The following is a 19027-nucleotide window of genomic DNA, read 5'->3' on the forward strand; positions in this document are numbered from 1 at the left end:
CCCTATGACCCAAATAGAATACGATCACGCCCATAAATGCATAATTGTTAATCCAACAGAGCCACCACACGATGAAGATTTTGAGCTGTGGAGCACTTTATTTTTACATTCAGATGAAATAACAATCAACGAATACTCTGGTGGCGCAGATCGTCATCAGCTGCGTTTTAGCTACCAACAACATACTTTTAATTTAAACTTTGAGCATTACAGCGAAAGCATTTGGATTAACGGTGAAGGCCTAGAGGCCGAGCACTTATTAGCAGCCCTTGCCTTTTATTTAAGCTAAAACTGCACTCATTAACAAAGGTGCATAACGGTAACAATTAATTAGTTTCAAAATCCATACCTTTTACTTACATTGTAATAACAATGATGTAAGCTGATATTATGATCGGCAGTTGCTACTAAGTAGTAAAGAGGTTTAATGGTGAATAAGAAATGGATTGCACAATGTTGTATTAGCTTAAGTGTTTTAAGCTTTTTCGTGCCTAGCGCACTTGCTCAGCAAGCGCCTGATAAAACCGACACTTGCCCACTCACTCAAGCCCATTTAGAAAAAAATAAAAACCTGCGCCGAGAAGTAGAAGACAAAACCACACTGTTTAATAGCCGAAGTGATGCGCAAATAGCTTCAATTACGCTCACCCAACTCAATGTATTTAATACAGAGCTTGAAGAAGAAAATAACGCGCTTTTTCGCTTTGCTAACCGCGCCCATATTCAAACCGAGCCAGATGTTATCAGTAATATTTTACTGTTTAAGCAAGGCGATAAATACAACGCTAAAAAGCTGGCTGAGTCAGAGCGCTTATTACGCCGTCAAAATTATTTATATGATGCGCAAATAAGCGCCACAGAAAACTGCGACGGCAATGTGGATGTAACCGTAGTAACCCGCGATTTATGGACCTTATTACCTGAAATCAGTTTTAGCCGCAGCGGTGGCGAAAATAAATCGAGTATTGGCTTTCGAGAGTCTAATTTATTCGGTTGGGGGAAACGTTTATCGTTTGCACGTACAACCGACAGCGATCGTAATGGTTACTTGTTTGTGTATGACGATCCTAATATTTTTTCAACCCGCTACCGCGGCCGTTTAGAATATGCCGACAACAGCGATGGTAAACGCCACTTATTAGAGCTTACCTACCCGTTTTATGCCATAGATACACCTTATAGTTATGGTATTAAAAGTTTTTCTGAGCAAAGAGAAGAATCGCTGTATCGCCGTGGTGATGAATACAGTGAGTTTGATCAAACGACCGATCTATTTAGTGCTTTTTTAGGCCATTCAAAAGCACTCAGTGATAGTTGGACGCAGCGCCTAACGCTTGGCTACGTAAACCAAGAAGACAGCTTTGAAGAGATTGACACTACCTTTGCCCCGCTTGCTCAAAACCGAAAGCTGAGTTATCCGTATGTTAGCGGGCACTGGTTTGAAGACAGCTATATAAAAGTGCGTAACTTTGACAGTATTTCTCGCACTGAAGATTTAAATTTAGGCTGGAACATAAAAGCACTATTAGGCTATTCAGACGAGTCATTAAGTAATGACGACACCCGAGCCGTTTACTCTTTTAAAGCTAAAAAAGCACACTTTACCACCGACAGAACGCTTTGGCGTTTTAGTACTGAGCTTGATGGCTATTGGAATAAAGAACAAAAACAACTAGAAAACTTTTTAGCCACCAGCCAAATACAATACTACTTAAACACCAGCGAAAACCAATCTTGGTATGTTAAAGCTCGCGCGCAGTACGCTAAAAATTTAACCGCTGATAAACAGCTTACATTAGGCGGCGAAACAGGTTTGCGCGGCTACCCGATGGATTACCAACATGGCGATCGTAGCTTTTTAGTTAGTTTAGAAAAGCGCTATTACTGGGAGTATGATTTACTGCAACTATTTAAAGTGGGTGCGGCAGGTTTTTTAGATGTTGGCCGCGCTTGGTTTAATAATGAAGATAACGGCGAGAACGACCATGTTTTAAAAAATGTCGGTATTGGGCTGCGCTTAGCGCCAAGCAGAGCAAACTCTGGCACCATGATCCATATTGATATTGCAGCGCCTCTTGATAGCTACGACGATGTTGATTCGGTGCAGTGGTTAGTTAGCGTCAAAAACACCTTTTAAATAGCGAGTAGCATACGAAAGCGCTAAACTAGCACTTTAAACTCGCTTAAAAATAGTACGGGATCACACTTTGGAATTGTTTGCGCTTTTAGAGCTAATGGGTACGCAATATAAATTAATTGTCACCCTTATTGCCATTTTACTTTTTCCTCTTTTATTAAAAATAACTAAAAAGCTGCTCGAAAAAGCCATAAAAGGCAAAGTAGATGTTCATCGTAAATTTAGAGCTGAGCTGTTATTAAAAATAATACTCGCGTTTGTAGTACTGTGCTTAGTGCTCATATTTTGGGGTATAGAGCTGCGTGGATTATTAGTTTTAGGCTCATCTTTGTTTGCTATGTTAGGGGTCGCTTTATTTGCAGCTTGGTCGTTACTAAGTAACCTTACCGCCTTTTTATTAATGTTTATTCAAAACGATTTTCATGTTGGCTACTGGGTACGTATTGTTGATGGCGCAAACCATGTAGAAGGACGTATTGTTGAGCTAGGCTTAATGAATGTCGTGCTTGAGCATGTAGATGGGCACAGAGTTGTATACCCAAATAACCTCTTTGTTACTCGCCCTGTAATGGTATTAAAAAAAGAGCCTAAGCCCACTAAAGCGCCGATAATTAAGCGCATTATTGGCCCTAAAAAGACATAGTTTAAAAAGTCATATTCACAAAAAAGCCGCAGTAGGTAAATTACCTACTGCGGCTTTTTAATACTTAACTAACCACAATTAAGACTAGTTATTTAGCTCAGCTGTTTTAAGCTCTTCATCTAAATCATTTATTTCGTCAATAAAGTGCTCTAGTTGCTGCTCTACTAAGCTATTGTCATTTGCAAAGTAAGCAAGGTGGAATACCGCATCCCCTTCGTTTACTAATGGCATAGTTTGCTGACCAATTACAATACCGCCTTTAGGCGCTAAAAGCTCAAGCTCAGAATCCCCTAAAGGGCTACTTATATACGCCAGCACTTGGCCTTTTTCTACATGCTCACCAAGCGATACTTGTGCGCGCACAATGCCATCCACTTCAGCACGTATCCAACTTGTAGACCCTGCAATAATAGGATCGGGTAGCTTTTTAGGACGTTTGCCACGGATCATTTTTAAATGACGCATCACATAATCCACACCCTGCACACCTGCTGCTATGGCAATAGGATCAAAGCGAAGTGCTTCACCGGCTTCGTAAGTAATAACCGGTATACCTAAGTTAGCGGCTTCACTTCTTAGTGAGCCATTACGAAGAGATGCGTTTATTACCGCTGGTGTGCCAAATGCTTTAGCCATATCAGCGGTTGCTTCATCTTCTAAATTAGCGCGTATTTGCGGTAAATTAGTACGATGAATAGCACCGGTATGTAAATCAATAATGTGAGTACAATGTACCGCCACCTGATTAAAAAACATATGTGCCATACGCCCAGCTAGCGATCCGCGCTCAGAGCCCGGAAAACTGCGGTTCATATCACGTCTATCGGGTAAATAACGCGATTTATGAATAAAGCCAAACACATTAACAATAGGCACAGCAATTATGGTTCCGCGCAGTTGGCTTGCATCTATTTTAGAGAGCAGCTGACGCACAACTTCTACACCATTTAGCTCATCACCATGAATAGCGGCACATACCATAAGCACAGGGCCTTCCATCACACCGTTAACCACCTCAATAGGGATATTGAGCGGTGAATGGGTGTAAAGTTTAGCTGCCTCTAAGGCAAGTGTTTTACGCTCGCCTACGCCTACGCTTTCACCTAATAAGGTAAAAGGACGGTTAATTTTAACCTTTGCCACGAGTTGCTGTTCCTTTAATAGCGGCATTTTTTTCGATGAAGTCGATTACCATGCCCGCAATATCTTTACCTGTTGCTACTTCAATACCCTCAAGGCCTGGTGAAGAGTTAACTTCCATTACCAGTGGTCCACGAGATGAGCGAAGTAAGTCAACACCCGCTACATTTAAGCCCATTGCTTTTGCTGCAGCTACAGCCGTTTTACGCTCCTCTGGTGTAATGCGTACAAGTGTAGCGCTACCACCACGGTGAAGGTTTGAACGGAACTCACCCTCTTGAGCTTGGCGTTTCATGGCTGCTATTACTTTATCGCCTAATACAAAACAACGAATGTCGGCACCGCCGGCTTCTTTAATATATTCTTGAACCATAATATTGGCTTTTAAGCCCATAAACGCTTCAATAACACTTTCAGCCGCTTTACGCGTTTCGGCAAGTACAACACCAATGCCTTGTGTGCCTTCAAGTAACTTAATTACTACTGGTGCGCCGCCTACCATTTCAAGTAAGTCTTTAACGTCATCGGGTTTGCTTGCAAAACCGGTTACCGGCATACCTACGCCTTTACGCGAAAGTAACTGTAGCGAACGTAATTTATCGCGAGAACGTGAAATAGCCACCGATTCGTTAACAGGGTAAACACCCATCATTTCAAACTGACGTAATACAGAACAGCCATAAAATGTAACTGATGCACCAATACGCGGGACGATTGCGTCAAATTCTTTTAAGTTTTCACCGCGGTAGTGAATTTCTGGCTGCTCTGAGTTTATATTCATGTAACAACGAAGTGCATCAATCACTTTAACTTCGTGACCACGCGCTTCCGCCGCCTCAATTAAGCGGCGAGTTGAATATAAATTTCTGTTGCGAGATAAAATACCAATTTTCATAGTTAAAACCTTAACTATCTAATAAATGAGATAAAGCCGGATCAACGACTATACGATTTTCCATGGCTGTACGCCCTAGTAACATTCTAAACTTCATTGTTGCTCTACTCGTTAAAGTGACTTCTATTGGCCAGCTGTGCTGCCCTGCATGCAATGTTGTTTCTATAAAGTACCGTAACTCTTTTTGCCCACTAGAGCTGGTTACGGCCTTAATTTTTTTAACCTTTGCTTTGCAAGTAATGCGTGTTTGCTCATCGTCTTGCAAAGGCTGGGCTATAAATTTTACCCACTTTTCACCGCCTTCTTCGTACTCTTCAATGTTAATTGCATGAATACATGAAGTGCGGGCGCCAGTATCAACTTTTGCTTTAATCTTCTCGATGCCAAGCTCGGGTAAACTTAACCACTCACGCCAACCAACTGTGATCTTTGCTGTCATAAATGTGCCCTTAATAAAAAAGTGACTTATACGCTACGGGTCAAAAAACACCAACGAAATAAATTTATCTAGTCGATGAGTAAATTAAATTGATCTTTTTAGGTAACTCATCACACAATGCGCGCCTTGCTGATTAGTGCTATTAGCCGTTTTATTCAGCACAAAGGCTCTGCATATGTTTTTACAAAATAAACTTAACTTATTAAAAATAAAGGTAAGTTTGTAAGCGACTAAGTAGATACACTATAGTTAACAGTATTAAAAATATACTATTTTGAGAATTAATTATGATTAATGGTTTACTACATGCCCTTGTGCTTGATGAACAAGGCGGCGCACGCTCAATAGAAAGCACGAGTGAGTTAAATAACTGGCAACCAGGCCAAGGTAAACTTTGGGTTCATATGGACTATAGCCAAAGCGAAGCTGTACAGTGGCTAAAATCACAATCTCATTTAACCGATTACGAACTCGATTCTTTAATTGCAGATGAAACTCGCCCACGAATTACTGCTACAACAAATGGCCATATGCTATTTTTACGCGGTGTAAATTTAAACCCTGCGCAAAGCCCTGAGGACATGGTTTCAATTCGCTTATTCATTAGTGAAAATATCCTAATTACAACACGCAAACGTCGTTTGCTGTCTGTACAAGATATTATTGCCTCATTAAAAGCAAATAGCGGTCCTTGTGATATTTCAGAACTTGTATGCTCTATAACGCAAAAATTAACATCGCGCATGCAAAGCGTTATTGATTCACTCGATGAAACACTAGACGAGTTTGAAGAAGAAATTGACGAGCCAAGCAAAAAGTTTGATAACCAAGGTTTATCGCAATTACGCCGTCAAACTATTGCTCTAAAGCGTTACTTAAAACCGCAAAAAGAAGCACTTAGCTCAATGGTAAATAACCACTACCCGTGGCTATTAGATGACGATAAAGCAAAGCTAAACGAAACCACTAACTTACTTATTCGCTATTTAGAAGAGCTAGACAGTTCAATAGAACGTGCACAAATCATTCAACAAACCATTACCAACCAAGTGTCTGAACAATTAAATCAGCGCATGTATGTAATGTCGGTTGTGGCTGCATTATTTTTACCACTAGGCTTTTTAACTGGCCTGTTAGGTGTAAACGTAGGCGGTATACCTGGTACCGAAAACCCCTATGCATTTAGTGCATTTGTTATATTTTTGATTGTGCTTACAGGTGGTATTGGCGTGTATTTTAAAAATAAAAAATGGCTGTAAATTAAAACGCATATTTAATATGGCCACTCAATTGAGTGGCCATAATTAAGTGGCTACTTAGTTTGTTTGACGGGTATAAGTGACATTAGTCATTGTTACTTTTGATTGAGTAATCCCTAAATCTTCAAAGCAATTTTTGAATGAATTAGAGTTACCTGCTTCACCGCATTTATCTAAAGTATTTGGATCTTGAGATTGTAAGTAGTTACCAAACTTAAAGTAAGATTCAGAATCATCCTCTACAGGAATTCCAAACGAATTACCTAGCGCACTTACATCGACATCGCCGTAATTGTTTACCACTCGTAGATTGAATGACTCACCGCTTGTAATAGTACCTAGCGCATATTTTTCTTCATTACCGCTGGTATTACGTAAACGAACATACACATCAAAAATACCATTACCCGCTACGCTGTCGTTAAAACCTGATTCATCAGTGTCAGAAACATACACTTTAGAAATAGTTCCGGTATCGCTGGCGTGGTGCTGTGAAATAATTGTTTTACCGCCATCAGACATTTCAACTTTTACAGTTGCTTCAAATACTTCGTAAGACTGTGTCATGGCAACGCGCAAGCTTTCTTTTACTTTGTATTCATGACGCCAACCATTCCCGTTAGGTGTAATATGCTGCGCTTCTAAAGGTACAAATACCAACGTACTATCGTTCACTAATGGATTAGGGTTATCCCCTTCTAAATCAAAAACACTACCACTTGTGATGCTACTTGGAATCGTTGTACCGTCTCCTGAGCCTGCTCCATCATCAGTGCCACCGCCATTACTACTGCCCTCAACCAATGTAAAATTATCAAAGCGAACATCACTTGAGCTATTGTAATGCTTAGCAAATACTTGCAGTGAATTTGTATTCGCTGAGGTAAATGTTTTAGTTACTTTAGTCCAAGACGATACATCAAAGGTTTTATTTTTAAATAAACCGTTTAAGTCGTTAACTCCAATTTGCCCTTTACCAAGTACATAAGCACTTAATGTATATTCAGTGTTTGGCTGAATATTTACTAATTGATAAACACGTGCTGGGCTTCCCTGAATTTTTAACGAATTTGATCCGCTATAGGCATCAGATGAAATAGCCGCTGGCTCAGTTTCGTTCCAACTATTAAAACCACTTTCAAAGCCGGGGTTATTAATAGTTGCAGCGTGAGATAACGCTGAGGTTGCAGTAATTGCAGTGCAAATAAACAATTTTTTGTGGTTAATCATTATCTTTATTCCTTTAAACCTGAACATAAAAACAACCTAACTACTTAGGTCAGTGAGATTCACTAACACTTAGATCTTACCGCTAAACAGGTTTTTAATTGTGTATGAATAGCATTGGTAATTTAAATAGCACTTAAAACATTACCAATTAACATTACCAGTGCATGTACCCGAAGGCGAAATAAAGGTTATATTTATTATTACCAATATGTCAATACAGTATAAAATAGCAAATAAGTATTACTTTCATCTTTATTATCACTTAAAAATAAATTTAAATATTAATTTAATCAATAAATTAAGATTTAAGAAGTAAAAATTTAATTTTTAAAAATAAATTTAAATTTCAGACATTAGTACTAAAAAATAATTTACGTCGCTTACCAATAATTATGAACAATATTAATTTAGTATGAATTAAAAATAAAACTTGAGACAAATTAGAGCTTAAATTTAAATTGGTAACAACACAGATGAGAATTGGTAATATATACTTTATTTTATAAATAGAGGCTAATGAGTATATTTGAGCCTAAACAGGGGGATAAAACTAAAAAAGGCGAGCATTGTTAAATGCTCGCCTTTACTATTTTTCTAATGCTGGGTGATTAATTACTCTTGAAAGTAAGTGCCCCAACCGTCGTATTCAACGTCGCACTCAACAGCAAGTGCTGCTAGTTTATCAACGTCTTCCATAATTACGTCTACGTCTAGCTCAGCTTCTACTACTATGTCGAAGCTCCATATTTTGCTGCCGTCTTCAAGCTCAAGCTCTGCTGGCTCTTCAACATCGTAGCCTAGTTTAAAAGCAGCCAATGCCGCTTGCTCTAGCTTAGGGAAGTCTTCACACACAAAATGGTGCTCTACTTCATAAAGTATTTCAGGATCTGATCCATCTTCAAGTAGTGAACTTACGATGTCTTCACTTATTTCGCGCCAGTTTTCCATTATTTATCTCTCACTTGAGCATCTAATTCAGTTATTTTAGCAGCCATAATGCTATGCACGCTTTTAGCGTGCTCACGCGCGCTAATATTTTTATCAAGCGATACGGGCGCTAACATTTCAATGTAAATTGTACCATTATCCCATCGATTTAGCTTTATGGATTTATGCGTTGTATTCATACATACCGGAATAACGGGCACATCTGCGCTCATTGCGGTGTGAAATGCACCTGTTTTGAAAGGTAATAGCCCTCTTCCGTAGCTTCTCGTGCCTTCAGGAAACATCCATACAGATAGACCATTACTTTTAATTTTTTCGGCTGCTTTAGAAATGGTTCCTGCCGCTTTCGAGCGATTCGATCTATCAATTAAAATATTACCCGACAACCAATAAAGCTGACCAAAAAATGGGATCCACTTTAAGCTTTTTTTACCTAGGCTGACGCAATTTTTTGGCACCATGGCAGGAATCGTAAATAAGTCATAGTTGTTTTGATGATTTGCTAAGTATACAGCGGGGCCTGCTTTTACCGCCTCGGGATGGCGTGTAAGCACAAGTTTTACACCCAACATTTTTGCCATTGAGCCAAACCAAGTCGCTATAACATGTACATTATTAGCGTGAAATGGTCTTACAATCGAAAGTAATAAACCAAAAACACAGCTTAATAATATAAACAGCAGCATAATAAAAATACGTATAACAGCTAACAAACTATCTCTCCAAAATGTGTGTGCAGTGCGCCAAATGCTGCGCACATTTTAGTATTATAACGCTATTTTGTTACACACACGAGACATAGCGTACACTTGTGCGCTGAAATTACGTGCACAAACAAAAACGGCCTGCAAATGCAGACCGTTTGGTAGATTAATGTTTGTTACTCTTCAACGACTGTCTCATCAGCCTCATCAGCAGGAGTAAACTCAACAACGGCTTCATCAACTCGTTGCAAACCACGCGGAAGTTTATTACCTCTACGGCCTCGCTCTCCATGATAATGCTCTAAATCAGTTGGCTTAAGTGTTAGCTTACGCTTACCAGCGTGAAGCGTTACACTGCTCCCTTGTGGCACAACAGCCAGTACTTTTACAAACTCTTCTCGTGCTTGTACCTTTGCTCCAGGTATAGAAATAATCTTATTCCCTTTACCCTTACCAAGTTTTGGTAAATCACGTAGTGGGAATAAAAGCATGCGTCCTTCGTTAGAAATAGCCATACAATAATCGCTAGCTACATCGTTAACCCTAATTGGCGAAAGCAATATGCCACCTTTAGGAACACTGACCAGCGCTTTACCGTTTTTGTTTTTACTCACTAAATCTTTAAAGTCGGTTATAAAGCCATAACCCGCATCCGATGCCATGAGTAATACTTGGTTGTCATCAGCCATTACCACGTGCTCAAAATTAGCTCCTGTGGTTAGGTTAAATCGCCCTGTCATGGGTTCGCCTTGGCTTCGGGCTGAAGGCAGACTATGTGCATCCGTTGCAAAGGCACGCCCTGCTGAATCTAAAAATACAGCGGGTTGATTACTCTTACCCCGAGCCGAGGCTCTGTAATTATCACCTGAGCGATAATTGAGCCCTTCTACATCTAGGTCATGACCTTTACCAACGCGCGCCCACCCTTTATCAGAGAGCACAACCGTCACTGACTCTGATGGGATTAAATCTTTTTCGTTAAGCGCTTTAGCTTCTGAGCGCTCAATAACCGGCGATCGGCGATCGTCACCATACATTTCGGCAGCTTCTTGAATCTCTTTTTTAAGAAGCGTTGACATACGACGGTCTGAACCCAGTGTTAGCTCTAGTTTGTCACGTTCTTTAGCTAACTCGTCTTGCTCACCACGAATTTTAAACTCTTCTAGTTTTGCTAAGTGACGAAGTTTTAATTCTAAAATTGCTTCTGCTTGAATATCAGTTAAATCAAAGCGCTCCATAAGCACAGGCTTTGGTTTGTCTTCGGTGCGGATGATTTCGATTACTTCATCAATATTTAAAAATGCGGCGAGTAAACCTTCTAAAATATGTAATCGAGCCAATACTTTATCTAAACGATACTGTAAACGCCTGCGAACTGTTTCACGTCTAAACGTAAGCCACTCAGATAAAATGCTGCGTAAGTCTTTTACTTGCGGGCGACCATCTAGGCCTAGCATGTTTAAATTTACGCGGTAATTTTTTTCAAGATCGGTAGTAGCAAACAAGTGCGCCATCAATGGCTCAGCTTTAATGCGGTTAGAACGCGGAATAATTACAATACGCGTTGGGTTTTCATGATCAGACTCATCACGTAAATCGGCAATCATAGGCAGCTTTTTAGCGTTCATTTGCGCTGCTATTTGCTCAAGTACTTTACCACCAGAGCATTGATGCGGAAGTGCTGTAATTACAATGTCGCCATGCTCTTCGGTATAAACCGCGCGCATTTTGATAGAGCCTCGCCCCGTTTTATATATTTTATGAATATCGGCTTTTGGGGTAATTATTTCAGCATCAGTTGGGTAATCTGGCGCATGTACTAACTCAAGAATTTCCTCAAGTTCAGTTTTTGGCTTATCAAGTAATAAGCAACACGCACTGGCTAATTCGCGCACGTTATGTGGCGGAATATCAGTTGCCATACCAACGGCAATACCCGTTACGCCGTTTAGTAAAATATGCGGTAAACGCGATGGCAATACTAAAGGCTCGTTCATGGTGCCATCAAAGTTTGGCGTCCAATCAACTGTGCCTTGCCCAAGCTCTTTTAGTAATACTTCAGAAAACTTAGATAAACGAGCTTCGGTATAACGCATTGCCGCAAACGATTTAGGATCATCTGCCGCCCCCCAGTTACCTTGACCGTCAACCAGCGGATAACGATAGGAAAACGGCTGCGCCATGAGTACCATCGCTTCGTAACACGCACTATCGCCGTGCGGATGGTATTTACCTAGTACGTCACCGACGGTACGAGCCGATTTTTTATATTTAGCAGCAGCCGATAACCCCAGCTCGCTCATAGCATAAATAATACGACGCTGAACCGGTTTTAAACCATCACCAACATGTGGCAATGCTCGGTCCATAATTACGTACATGGAGTAGTTTAAATAGGCGTCTTCAGTAAAGCGCCCCATTGTTTGTTGCTCAATTCCTTGCATTAGCAAGGTATCTGTATCACTCATTAAAGCTTACCTAGTTTTTCTTATAGCTTACACGGTAGATCACATTGGCGTAATCATCGCTTACCAACAGACTGCCGTCACCTAATTCTGCAAATGCAACAGGGCGTCCAAATGTGGCTTCGTCTTTCATAAAGCCTGTAATAAACGGCGTATATTTTGTGACTCGACCTTGCTCAATGGTAGCTAACGCTACTTTATAACCTGATTTTTTAGAACGGTTCCACGAACCATGCTCTGCAACAAATAACTGCTGCTTATAATTTGCTGGAAATTGTTTACCGTTATAAAAATGAATGCCTAAAGGTGCAACATGTGCAGCAAGCGCAAGTGCCGGAGAGGTATAATCGGCAATGTTTTTACCTTTACCAAACTCAGGGTCAATAATTGCGCCGGCGTGAACATAAGGAAAACCAAAGTGCTCACCTTCTTTACTTACACGGTTTATTTCATCTGGTGGGATATCATCGCCCATCATGTCGCGACCATTATCACTAAACCACAAAGCCTGTGTGCTTGGGTGAAAATCAAAACCGACTGAGTTACGCACACCTTGCGCAATGGTTTTAATTTGCTTAGTTTCTACATTAAGTGAAAAAATACGACCGTAGCGCTCGTCTTCGGCGCAAATATTACACGGCACACCTACAGGAATAAGTAATTCGCCTGTTGGTGTAAAACGTAGAAACTTCCAGCCGTGGTGGCGATCTGATGGTAATGCGTTATAAATTACATCAAACTTTGGATCTTTTAGCTCCGTGTCGATATTTTTAAAACGAATAATACGATGCACTTCACCAACGTATAAATCGCCATCTTTAATTGCCAGGCCCGAGGGCATATTTAAACCTTCAGCAATCACAATTTTTTTGTCCGCTACGCCATCACTATTATGATCGATAAGCGCATATACATTACCTGCTTTACGCGAGCCTGCGTACACAATACCTTTTTTTGACACTGCAATTTGGCGAGCATTTTCAACATCATCAGCAAATAAGCTTACTTCAAACCCTGGTGCAACGGTGAGTTTATCAAGTATGTTTTTCGCCATTGCTGGGGCGCTTGTTATCCCCAATAACAGCAAACTTCCTAGTAATTTATTCATTTGCTTCTCCTAGTGTTATACAAAGCACTTTATACCTGTGCTTTGTTACCATGATCTTCTAACCATTGACGACGATCTGGCGATCGTTTTTTAGCAAGTAGCATATCCATCATTTCCATGGTTTGCTCTTCTTCATCTAAAGTTAGCTGTACTAAACGGCGTGTATTTGGATCCATCGTCGTTTCACGAAGTTGCAGTGGGTTCATTTCACCCAATCCTTTAAATCGCTGTACGTTTACTTTTCCGCGTTTTTTCTCGGCTTCTATGCGTGCCAAAATACCGGTTTTTTCATCTTCATCGAGGGCGTAATATACTTCTTTGCCAATATCGATTCTAAATAGTGGCGGCATAGCAACATACACATGCCCTGTTTTAACCAGCTGTGGAAAATGGCGAACAAATAAAGCGCATAACAATGTCGCAATGTGTAATCCATCCGAGTCAGCATCGGCTAGTATACAAATTTTGTTGTAGCGAAGCCCTGATAAGTCGCTTGAATCTGGGTCTATACCCAGTGCCACTGAAATATCGTGTACTTCTTGAGACGCAAGAATTTGCCCTGACTCAACTTCCCACGTATTTAAAATTTTACCACGCAGCGGCATAATGGCCTGAAACTCACGATCGCGAGCTTGCTTTGCAGAACCACCAGCAGAGTCACCCTCTACTAAAAACAGCTCTGTTCTGTCGTTATCTGCAGCGCTACAATCGGTTAATTTACCAGGTAAAGCGGGGCCTGCAGTAACACGCTTACGAACAACTTTCTTAGCTGCACGTAATCTGCGCTGTGCATTAGAAATACATAATTCAGATAATAGCTCTGCCGTGTCAGTATGCTCGTTTAACCACAAGCTAAACGAATCTTTTACGACACCCGACACAAACGCTGCACATGAGCGCGATGAAAGCTTTTCTTTAGTTTGGCCTGCAAATTGTGGGTCTTGCATTTTTACCGATAAAACATAACTACAGCGCTCCCAAATATCATCTGGGGTAAGTTTTACGCCTCGCGGTAATAAGTTTCTAAATTCACAAAACTCACGCATGGCTTCCAGCAAGCCTTGGCGTAAACCATTAACATGTGTACCGCCTTGCGCGGTAGGAATTAAGTTTACGTAACTCTCGGCTATAGACTCGCCACCTTCAGGAAGCCAAACAACCGCCCAATCAGCACCTTCAATAGAGCTTGAAAACTCACCGACAAATGGGTCTTGTGGTAATATTTCGTAGCCTTTAACAGCTTCTATTAAATAATCTTTTAAACCGGTTTCGTAGTACCACTCTTGGCTTTCTTTGGTTTGTTTGTTTGTAAACTTAATACGCAGGCCTGGGCACAAAACTGCTTTGGCTTTTAATAAGTGATTAAGCTTTGAAATAGAAAAGTTTGCTGAGTCAAAATAGCTGGCATCGGGCCAAAACCGAACGGTAGTACCAGTATTACGTTTACCAACAGTACCAATTACGTTGAGGTTTTCTACTTTGTCGCCATTTTCAAACGCCATTTTATATTGCTGGGCTTCGCGCCTTACAATGACTTCAACACGGGTAGAAAGCGCATTTACAACTGAAATACCTACCCCGTGTAAACCACCTGAAAATTGATAGTTTTTATTTGAAAACTTACCACCAGCGTGCAGTTTAGTAAAAATAAGCTCAACCCCAGGAATACCTTCTTCTGGATGAATATCAATAGGCATACCACGGCCATCATCACTTACTTCAAGTGAGTTATCTTCGTGTAAAATCACGTCAATTTTAGTGGCATGGCCAGCCATGGCTTCATCGACACTATTATCGATGACCTCTTGGCCTAAATGATTTGGGCGTACGGTGTCGGTGTACATCCCTGGGCGTCTTTTTACCGGGTCTAATCCATTGAGGACCTCAATGGCTTCGGCGTTATAGTTTTGCTCGCTCATAGTTTTTATCTTTATATCCGCTAAGGCTTTAATTTGTTTTACTAGTTTTATTTTTATATGCGCTAAGTTAACTAGTTTTACGTGATTTTAAGAAAATCTACAATACTTGCAAAGGTGCGTTCAAACTCAACGTAGCTATGATCGCCACCAAATTCTATCCATTGCTTGCATTGCGAATAATATTTTACTGCATGTTGATAGTTCAACACTTCATCGCCTGTTTGCTGTAACAAATACAGTAGTTCAGGGTGCGTCAGCTTATCTACAGTCAGTAGTTTTAGCGCCTCTATATGGCTGTTATTTAGCTCATAATGATAATCTTGATATGGATTATAGTTAGGCCCAAGTAACGACTGTAATAAATTATAGGGTGCGACCGCGGGATTAATAACCACTGCAGGAATTTGATAACGCTGCGATAAATACGTGGCAAAAAAACCACCTAACGAGCTACCTAATAAAACGGTATTAGGCGTTAGTAATTGCTCAAGCTCAATGATGGCTTGTAAGGGCTCGTGGTTTAAGCACGGTACACAATAATCAACGTCATAGTTTGCCATAAGCTCGCCAAACCTCACAGCTTTATATGATTTTTGTGAGCTATTAAAACCATGAATATAGATTACTCGCTTAGCCATACCACGTCCGTTTTTACATTTAACTCACCTTGAACGCTGCTAATATTTAGCATTCTGTATGCGGGCCCTGTGTTTTTTTGCTGCCAATTTGCTGTGTTTTTTACAAACTGCACAGAGCTTGCTGGCGTTGCATATACCGCTAATTCCCTAAAACTTTGCGTATACTCGTTATGTACATGTCCATGAAAAAGAGCTGCGACGTTATTACTATTAACTAAAATATTTAATAGCTGGGGGCCATTTTCTAACATGTGTTTATCAAGGTAGCCATTAATAGGTAACGGATTATGATGGCAAAACATGACATTGCTTTTACTAGAGCTCACTAAACACTGTGTTATTTCATCTAAATGATTACTTGTAACCCAACCAGCAGGCGTTGGACCTTTAGAGTTTATAAGTAATAAATCAAACCCATTGGCTGTAATGCGTTTAGCTGCATTTATTTGAGAGCCACTAATACGATTTAGCATTGCCAACTCGTCATGATTACCCGGTACCCAAAATACCGGGCAAGTAAGCGCGCTTTCATTTATAAGATTGCTAAATAATAAGTACGATTCAAAGCTATGATCTTGTGTTAAGTCGCCCCCAAAAATAACACAGTCGGGCTTTTGCTTTGCTATGTGCGCTAGTGACTTTTCAAAGTGTTTGGCTGTATTTACATTAAAATACTCACCACTTTTATCTGCAAATAGGTGACTGTCGGTAATATGAGCTATATTTAAAGATGATTTATCAAAACTATATGCCTCATCAAACCAAGCCATTATTTACATCCCAGTTTAACGTTGCTTGCCCGCGTTCAACACAGGCTACTAACCAGTCATATAAAAAAGCATTAAGCTGATATTTTTCATCTTTTTGATGCATTTTAGGGTTAGGGTAACCGTAAGAAGGTTTTATACGCTGATGGTAATCGTGATGAATAATTTCAGCCACTTTGGCATCGTGATACAACCTTAGTGTTAAATAAAGTGGAGCAATGCCTTTAACCATCCCTGTTAGCTGTTTGATTGAAATATCCATAGTGTACTTTGCGCTATCGTCTACTTTAATAGCAAACTCGCTGTTACCTAATTTAATTTCGCGGGTGCTTCCAATATCCCGCTCGCTTGGTAACAACTTTAATAGTCGCAGGTAGTTATGCTCGCAAAGTGTTAAATACTTTGGGAGGCTTTGAATATATCGCTTTGTTGCTAATAGTGCTGTCAAAGTACCGCCATTATGTTGTTAACCCTTTATCAGGTTAAATTGAAGTTATGCCCACTTTTTGGCCATTTTATCGCGATTAAGCGCAAGCCACTGCATACATATAACTGTTGCAGCATTGTCCATCTCACCATTATTGAGGCGCGTAAGCGCATCATCAACACTTAAAACGTGAGTTTTGATATCTTCGCCTTCGCTTTCAAGGCCATAGACACCGGTTTTTACTTGGCTTAAATCAGCACGTGCTAAATACAAATGTAAGCGCTCTGTAGTACCACCTGGGCTTGATAAGTACGACAACATAAATTCAAGTTCGTTTAACTCAAGCCCCGCTTCTTCAAATGCTTCTTTTTTTACTACCGACTCATAATCCGTGCTGCCATCGGTCATGCCAGCAATACATTCTAGCAGCCACGGTGAGTGTTTGCTCTTAATTGCACCTATACGTATTTGCTCAATTAAAAGCACAGTATCAGATACCGGATCGTACGGAAGTACTGCAATGGCATCGCCACGTTCTAATATTTCGCGGCTAATAACGTTAGATGTTCCACCTGCAAACAGCGCATGCTCAAATTGGTATAAATCGACCTGAAAAAAACCCTTATAAAGGTTTTTAACTGGTTTAACACTAACGTCTTTATGAGTGAATTTTACCAAGTTTTTACTCGTCATGCTTTTACTTCCTGCTTATCTAAACGGTTAAAATGCGTTAATATATTCTGTTACACTTGAACATACTGTTTTACTAATTTTTTTTTTAGTTATGAAGTAAAACAGGTTAACATGCTTTTAGTACAAAAATTGTCTAAGGACTGAACCTAACATGAAAAAGAACATCCTTGCGGCGCTGGTTAGTTTATCATGCGCATTAGGCGCAACAGCAGCCAACGCGGAAGATTTACTACAAGTTTTTGAGATTGCTACAGCAAACGATCCTACCGTTTTAAAAGCAAAAGCCCAAGCCGATGCGCAATCTTATCAAAGCGACTTAGCAATGAGTGCACTGCTACCTCAAATTGGTTTAACTGCGAGCTATACAAAAAGTGACTCAACGTCTTTTCAAAGTATTGGCGACTTATCTAATCAAGTTAAAGTTGAGTCTGAAACAGATGATTTCAGCCGAGGCGTTAGCTTAAGCCAAACATTGTTTGATTTAGGTGCATGGAACACGTTAGACATTGCAGATAAACAAGCACTTCAAGCAAATGGTCAGTACGATGCAGCTAAGCAAAACTTAATTGTACGCGTTGCTGAAGGCTATTTTAACGTATTAAGCGCAATTGATAACCTTGAATTTGTTCAAGCAGAAAAACGCGCCATTGAACGTCAGCTTGAACAGACCAAGCAACGTTACGCGGTAGGTTTAACAGCAATTACCGATGTACATGAAGCGCAAGCACAGTTTGATAACTCAGTAGCGCAAGAGATCATTGCAAGTAATGCAGTAGAGACTGCACGTGAAGAGCTGCGTGAAATCACTGGTAAGTACCATGCAAAATTAGATTTTTTAAACACTGAAACGTTTTCAACGACTAAGCCAGTTAAACAATCTAGTGATTTTGTAAAAATAGCTGAAGAAAATAATATTAACTTACAAGTGGCTAAAGTCACTGTTGATATTGCAAAGGATCAAATTGTACTTGCTAAAGCGGGTCATTATCCAAAGTTAACGCTTAGTGCAAGCTACGGCGATTCACTCACTGATACTGAAGTAAATGGGGCTAACTTTGACGAGCAACCTCGATCAGATTCAAGCTCTGTAGCACTTAACTTTAGCGTGCCTTTATATTCAGGTGGAGCAACGGTTGCAGCAACTAAGCAAGCCCGTGCTTTTTATGTAGGTGCAAGCCAAGATTACGAAACAAACTACCGTGCAGTTACACGTACTGTCATTACTTCTTACAACCAAGTTGTTTCAGATATTGCGACATACAAAGCACTTGAACAAGCTGTTGTATCGGCACAAAGTGCACTTAAAGCAACTGAAGCTGGTTTTGAAGTAGGTACTCGTACTATTGTTGACGTACTTGTTAGCACACAAAACTTATACAATGCTAAACGTAACCTAGCTGATGTACGTTACCGCTACGTACTTTCTACTCTGCGTTTAAAACAAGCAGCAGGTACGCTTACAAGTGAAGATTTAGTCGCTATAAACCAAGGTTTAAAATCGGTTTAATTTAGTACTTAATCTTACTTAATTCGTTACAAAGCCAGCACCTGCTGGCTTTTTGTATTTTATTACGCTTAGCGTTAAACTAGCGTTTTTATTTTTAGAGATTTTTTT

At 40.2% G+C, this 19027-nt stretch carries 18 protein-coding genes; 5 read left to right on the forward strand and 13 right to left on the reverse strand.

Translation table 11 applies throughout. From position 1 onward, the window contains the following. The first annotated feature begins 4 nt into the window (after positions 1-4). The 3 genes from CWC11_RS07460 (at position 5) to CWC11_RS07470 (ending at position 2780) form a co-directional block, all read left to right on the forward strand. Entirely contained in the window at positions 5-289 is a 285-nt protein-coding gene (locus tag CWC11_RS07460; protein WP_138682179.1) for a DUF3630 family protein, read from the forward strand. 138 nt (positions 290-427) lie between these two features. Further along, a complete protein-coding gene (locus CWC11_RS07465; RefSeq protein WP_138682180.1) occupies positions 428-2137 on the forward strand; it encodes a ShlB/FhaC/HecB family hemolysin secretion/activation protein in 1710 nt (569 codons plus the stop codon). 70 nt (positions 2138-2207) lie between these two features. Then, the gene (locus CWC11_RS07470) at positions 2208-2780 is read left to right on the forward strand and encodes a mechanosensitive ion channel domain-containing protein (protein ID WP_138682181.1); all 573 of its coding nucleotides are present in this window, start codon (positions 2208-2210) and stop codon (positions 2778-2780) included. An 84-nt stretch (positions 2781-2864) separates the two neighbouring features. Here the strand turns inward: CWC11_RS07470 and CWC11_RS07475 are convergent, their stop codons facing one another. The 3 genes from CWC11_RS07475 to CWC11_RS07485 are packed head-to-tail and all read right to left on the reverse strand — an operon-like array spanning position 2865 to position 5254. Continuing rightward, complete coding sequence (locus CWC11_RS07475) at positions 2865-3923, reverse strand: succinylglutamate desuccinylase/aspartoacylase family protein (protein ID WP_138682182.1); 1059 nt, start codon at positions 3921-3923, stop codon at positions 2865-2867. Further along, positions 3910-4815 carry a 30S ribosomal protein S6--L-glutamate ligase gene (rimK, locus tag CWC11_RS07480; RefSeq protein ID WP_058549486.1) on the reverse strand — a complete coding sequence of 302 codons (906 nt, stop codon included), beginning with the start codon at positions 4813-4815 and terminating at the stop codon, positions 3910-3912. Before rimK ends, CWC11_RS07475 begins: the two co-directional genes overlap by 14 nt. Before the next feature lie 10 nt (positions 4816-4825). Further along, positions 4826-5254, reverse strand: a complete 429-nt coding sequence (locus CWC11_RS07485; protein WP_089346706.1) for an ATP-dependent zinc protease family protein — start codon at positions 5252-5254, stop codon at positions 4826-4828. Between the two features lie 287 nt (positions 5255-5541). Between CWC11_RS07485 and CWC11_RS07490 the strand changes: the two genes are divergently transcribed. Beyond that, entirely contained in the window at positions 5542-6513 is a 972-nt protein-coding gene (locus CWC11_RS07490) for a zinc transporter ZntB (protein ID WP_138682183.1), read from the forward strand. A gap of 57 nt (positions 6514-6570) precedes the next feature. Here the strand turns inward: CWC11_RS07490 and CWC11_RS07495 are convergent, their stop codons facing one another. From CWC11_RS07495 to CWC11_RS07540, 10 genes are all read right to left on the reverse strand, one after another. Beyond that, positions 6571-7743 carry a polysaccharide lyase family 7 protein gene (locus tag CWC11_RS07495; RefSeq protein WP_138682184.1) on the reverse strand — a complete coding sequence of 391 codons (1173 nt, stop codon included), beginning with the start codon at positions 7741-7743 and terminating at the stop codon, positions 6571-6573. A gap of 612 nt (positions 7744-8355) precedes the next feature. Continuing rightward, positions 8356-8691, reverse strand: a complete 336-nt coding sequence (gene rraB / locus CWC11_RS07500) for a ribonuclease E inhibitor RraB (RefSeq protein ID WP_006793171.1) — start codon at positions 8689-8691, stop codon at positions 8356-8358. Further along, positions 8691-9404 carry a 1-acylglycerol-3-phosphate O-acyltransferase gene (locus CWC11_RS07505; RefSeq protein ID WP_138682185.1) on the reverse strand — a complete coding sequence of 238 codons (714 nt, stop codon included), beginning with the start codon at positions 9402-9404 and terminating at the stop codon, positions 8691-8693. Before CWC11_RS07505 ends, rraB begins: the two co-directional genes overlap by 1 nt. A gap of 167 nt (positions 9405-9571) precedes the next feature. Next, complete coding sequence (gene parC / locus CWC11_RS07510; RefSeq protein WP_138682186.1) at positions 9572-11863, reverse strand: DNA topoisomerase IV subunit A; 2292 nt, start codon at positions 11861-11863, stop codon at positions 9572-9574. Positions 11864-11873: 10 nt separating this feature from the next. After that, positions 11874-12968 (reverse strand): PQQ-dependent sugar dehydrogenase, encoded by a 1095-nt coding sequence (locus CWC11_RS07515; protein WP_138682187.1) that lies wholly within the window; start codon positions 12966-12968, stop codon positions 11874-11876. A gap of 29 nt (positions 12969-12997) precedes the next feature. Continuing rightward, positions 12998-14887: a DNA topoisomerase IV subunit B gene (gene parE / locus CWC11_RS07520; protein ID WP_138682188.1), complete on the reverse strand. Its 1890-nt coding sequence runs from the start codon at positions 14885-14887 to the stop codon at positions 12998-13000. 77 nt (positions 14888-14964) lie between these two features. Beyond that, a complete protein-coding gene (locus tag CWC11_RS07525) occupies positions 14965-15525 on the reverse strand; it encodes a YqiA/YcfP family alpha/beta fold hydrolase (RefSeq protein ID WP_104643307.1) in 561 nt (186 codons plus the stop codon). Next, a complete protein-coding gene (locus CWC11_RS07530; RefSeq protein ID WP_138682189.1) occupies positions 15510-16295 on the reverse strand; it encodes a metallophosphoesterase in 786 nt (261 codons plus the stop codon). The genes CWC11_RS07525 and CWC11_RS07530 overlap by 16 nt, the downstream gene beginning before the upstream one ends. Beyond that, the gene (locus tag CWC11_RS07535; protein WP_138682190.1) at positions 16282-16740 is read right to left on the reverse strand and encodes a DUF1249 domain-containing protein; all 459 of its coding nucleotides are present in this window, start codon (positions 16738-16740) and stop codon (positions 16282-16284) included. Before CWC11_RS07535 ends, CWC11_RS07530 begins: the two co-directional genes overlap by 14 nt. A gap of 45 nt (positions 16741-16785) precedes the next feature. Beyond that, positions 16786-17412 carry an NUDIX domain-containing protein gene (locus CWC11_RS07540; protein ID WP_138682191.1) on the reverse strand — a complete coding sequence of 209 codons (627 nt, stop codon included), beginning with the start codon at positions 17410-17412 and terminating at the stop codon, positions 16786-16788. 151 nt (positions 17413-17563) lie between these two features. On the opposite strand from CWC11_RS07540, the gene tolC reads away from it, so the two are divergent. Beyond that, entirely contained in the window at positions 17564-18919 is a 1356-nt protein-coding gene (gene tolC / locus CWC11_RS07545) for an outer membrane channel protein TolC (protein ID WP_138682192.1), read from the forward strand. Positions 18920-19027: the final 108 nt, after the last annotated feature.

This window comes from Pseudoalteromonas sp. S3178 (assembly GCF_005886985.1).
Taxonomy (GTDB): Bacteria; Pseudomonadota; Gammaproteobacteria; order Enterobacterales; family Alteromonadaceae; genus Pseudoalteromonas; species Pseudoalteromonas carrageenovora.

What these genes read in the sequence shown, in the direction of transcription:
- tolC (WP_138682192.1), top strand. Translation starts at nt 17,564, where the DNA reads ATGAAAAAGAACATCCTTGCGGCGCTGGTTAGTTTATCATGCGCATTA.
- CWC11_RS07485 (WP_089346706.1), bottom strand. Translation starts at nt 5,254, where the DNA reads ATGACAGCAAAGATCACAGTTGGTTGGCGTGAGTGGTTAAGTTTACCC.
- CWC11_RS07495 (WP_138682184.1), bottom strand. Translation starts at nt 7,743, where the DNA reads ATGATTAACCACAAAAAATTGTTTATTTGCACTGCAATTACTGCAACC.
- CWC11_RS07530 (WP_138682189.1), bottom strand. Translation starts at nt 16,295, where the DNA reads ATGGCTTGGTTTGATGAGGCATATAGTTTTGATAAATCATCTTTAAAT.
- parC (WP_138682186.1), bottom strand. Translation starts at nt 11,863, where the DNA reads ATGAGTGATACAGATACCTTGCTAATGCAAGGAATTGAGCAACAAACA.
- parE (WP_138682188.1), bottom strand. Translation starts at nt 14,887, where the DNA reads ATGAGCGAGCAAAACTATAACGCCGAAGCCATTGAGGTCCTCAATGGA.
- CWC11_RS07540 (WP_138682191.1), bottom strand. Translation starts at nt 17,412, where the DNA reads ATGACGAGTAAAAACTTGGTAAAATTCACTCATAAAGACGTTAGTGTT.
- rimK (WP_058549486.1), bottom strand. Translation starts at nt 4,815, where the DNA reads ATGAAAATTGGTATTTTATCTCGCAACAGAAATTTATATTCAACTCGC.
- CWC11_RS07515 (WP_138682187.1), bottom strand. Translation starts at nt 12,968, where the DNA reads ATGAATAAATTACTAGGAAGTTTGCTGTTATTGGGGATAACAAGCGCC.
- CWC11_RS07525 (WP_104643307.1), bottom strand. Translation starts at nt 15,525, where the DNA reads ATGGCTAAGCGAGTAATCTATATTCATGGTTTTAATAGCTCACAAAAA.
- rraB (WP_006793171.1), bottom strand. Translation starts at nt 8,691, where the DNA reads ATGGAAAACTGGCGCGAAATAAGTGAAGACATCGTAAGTTCACTACTT.
- CWC11_RS07490 (WP_138682183.1), top strand. Translation starts at nt 5,542, where the DNA reads ATGATTAATGGTTTACTACATGCCCTTGTGCTTGATGAACAAGGCGGC.
- CWC11_RS07460 (WP_138682179.1), top strand. Translation starts at nt 5, where the DNA reads ATGACCCAAATAGAATACGATCACGCCCATAAATGCATAATTGTTAAT.
- CWC11_RS07465 (WP_138682180.1), top strand. Translation starts at nt 428, where the DNA reads ATGGTGAATAAGAAATGGATTGCACAATGTTGTATTAGCTTAAGTGTT.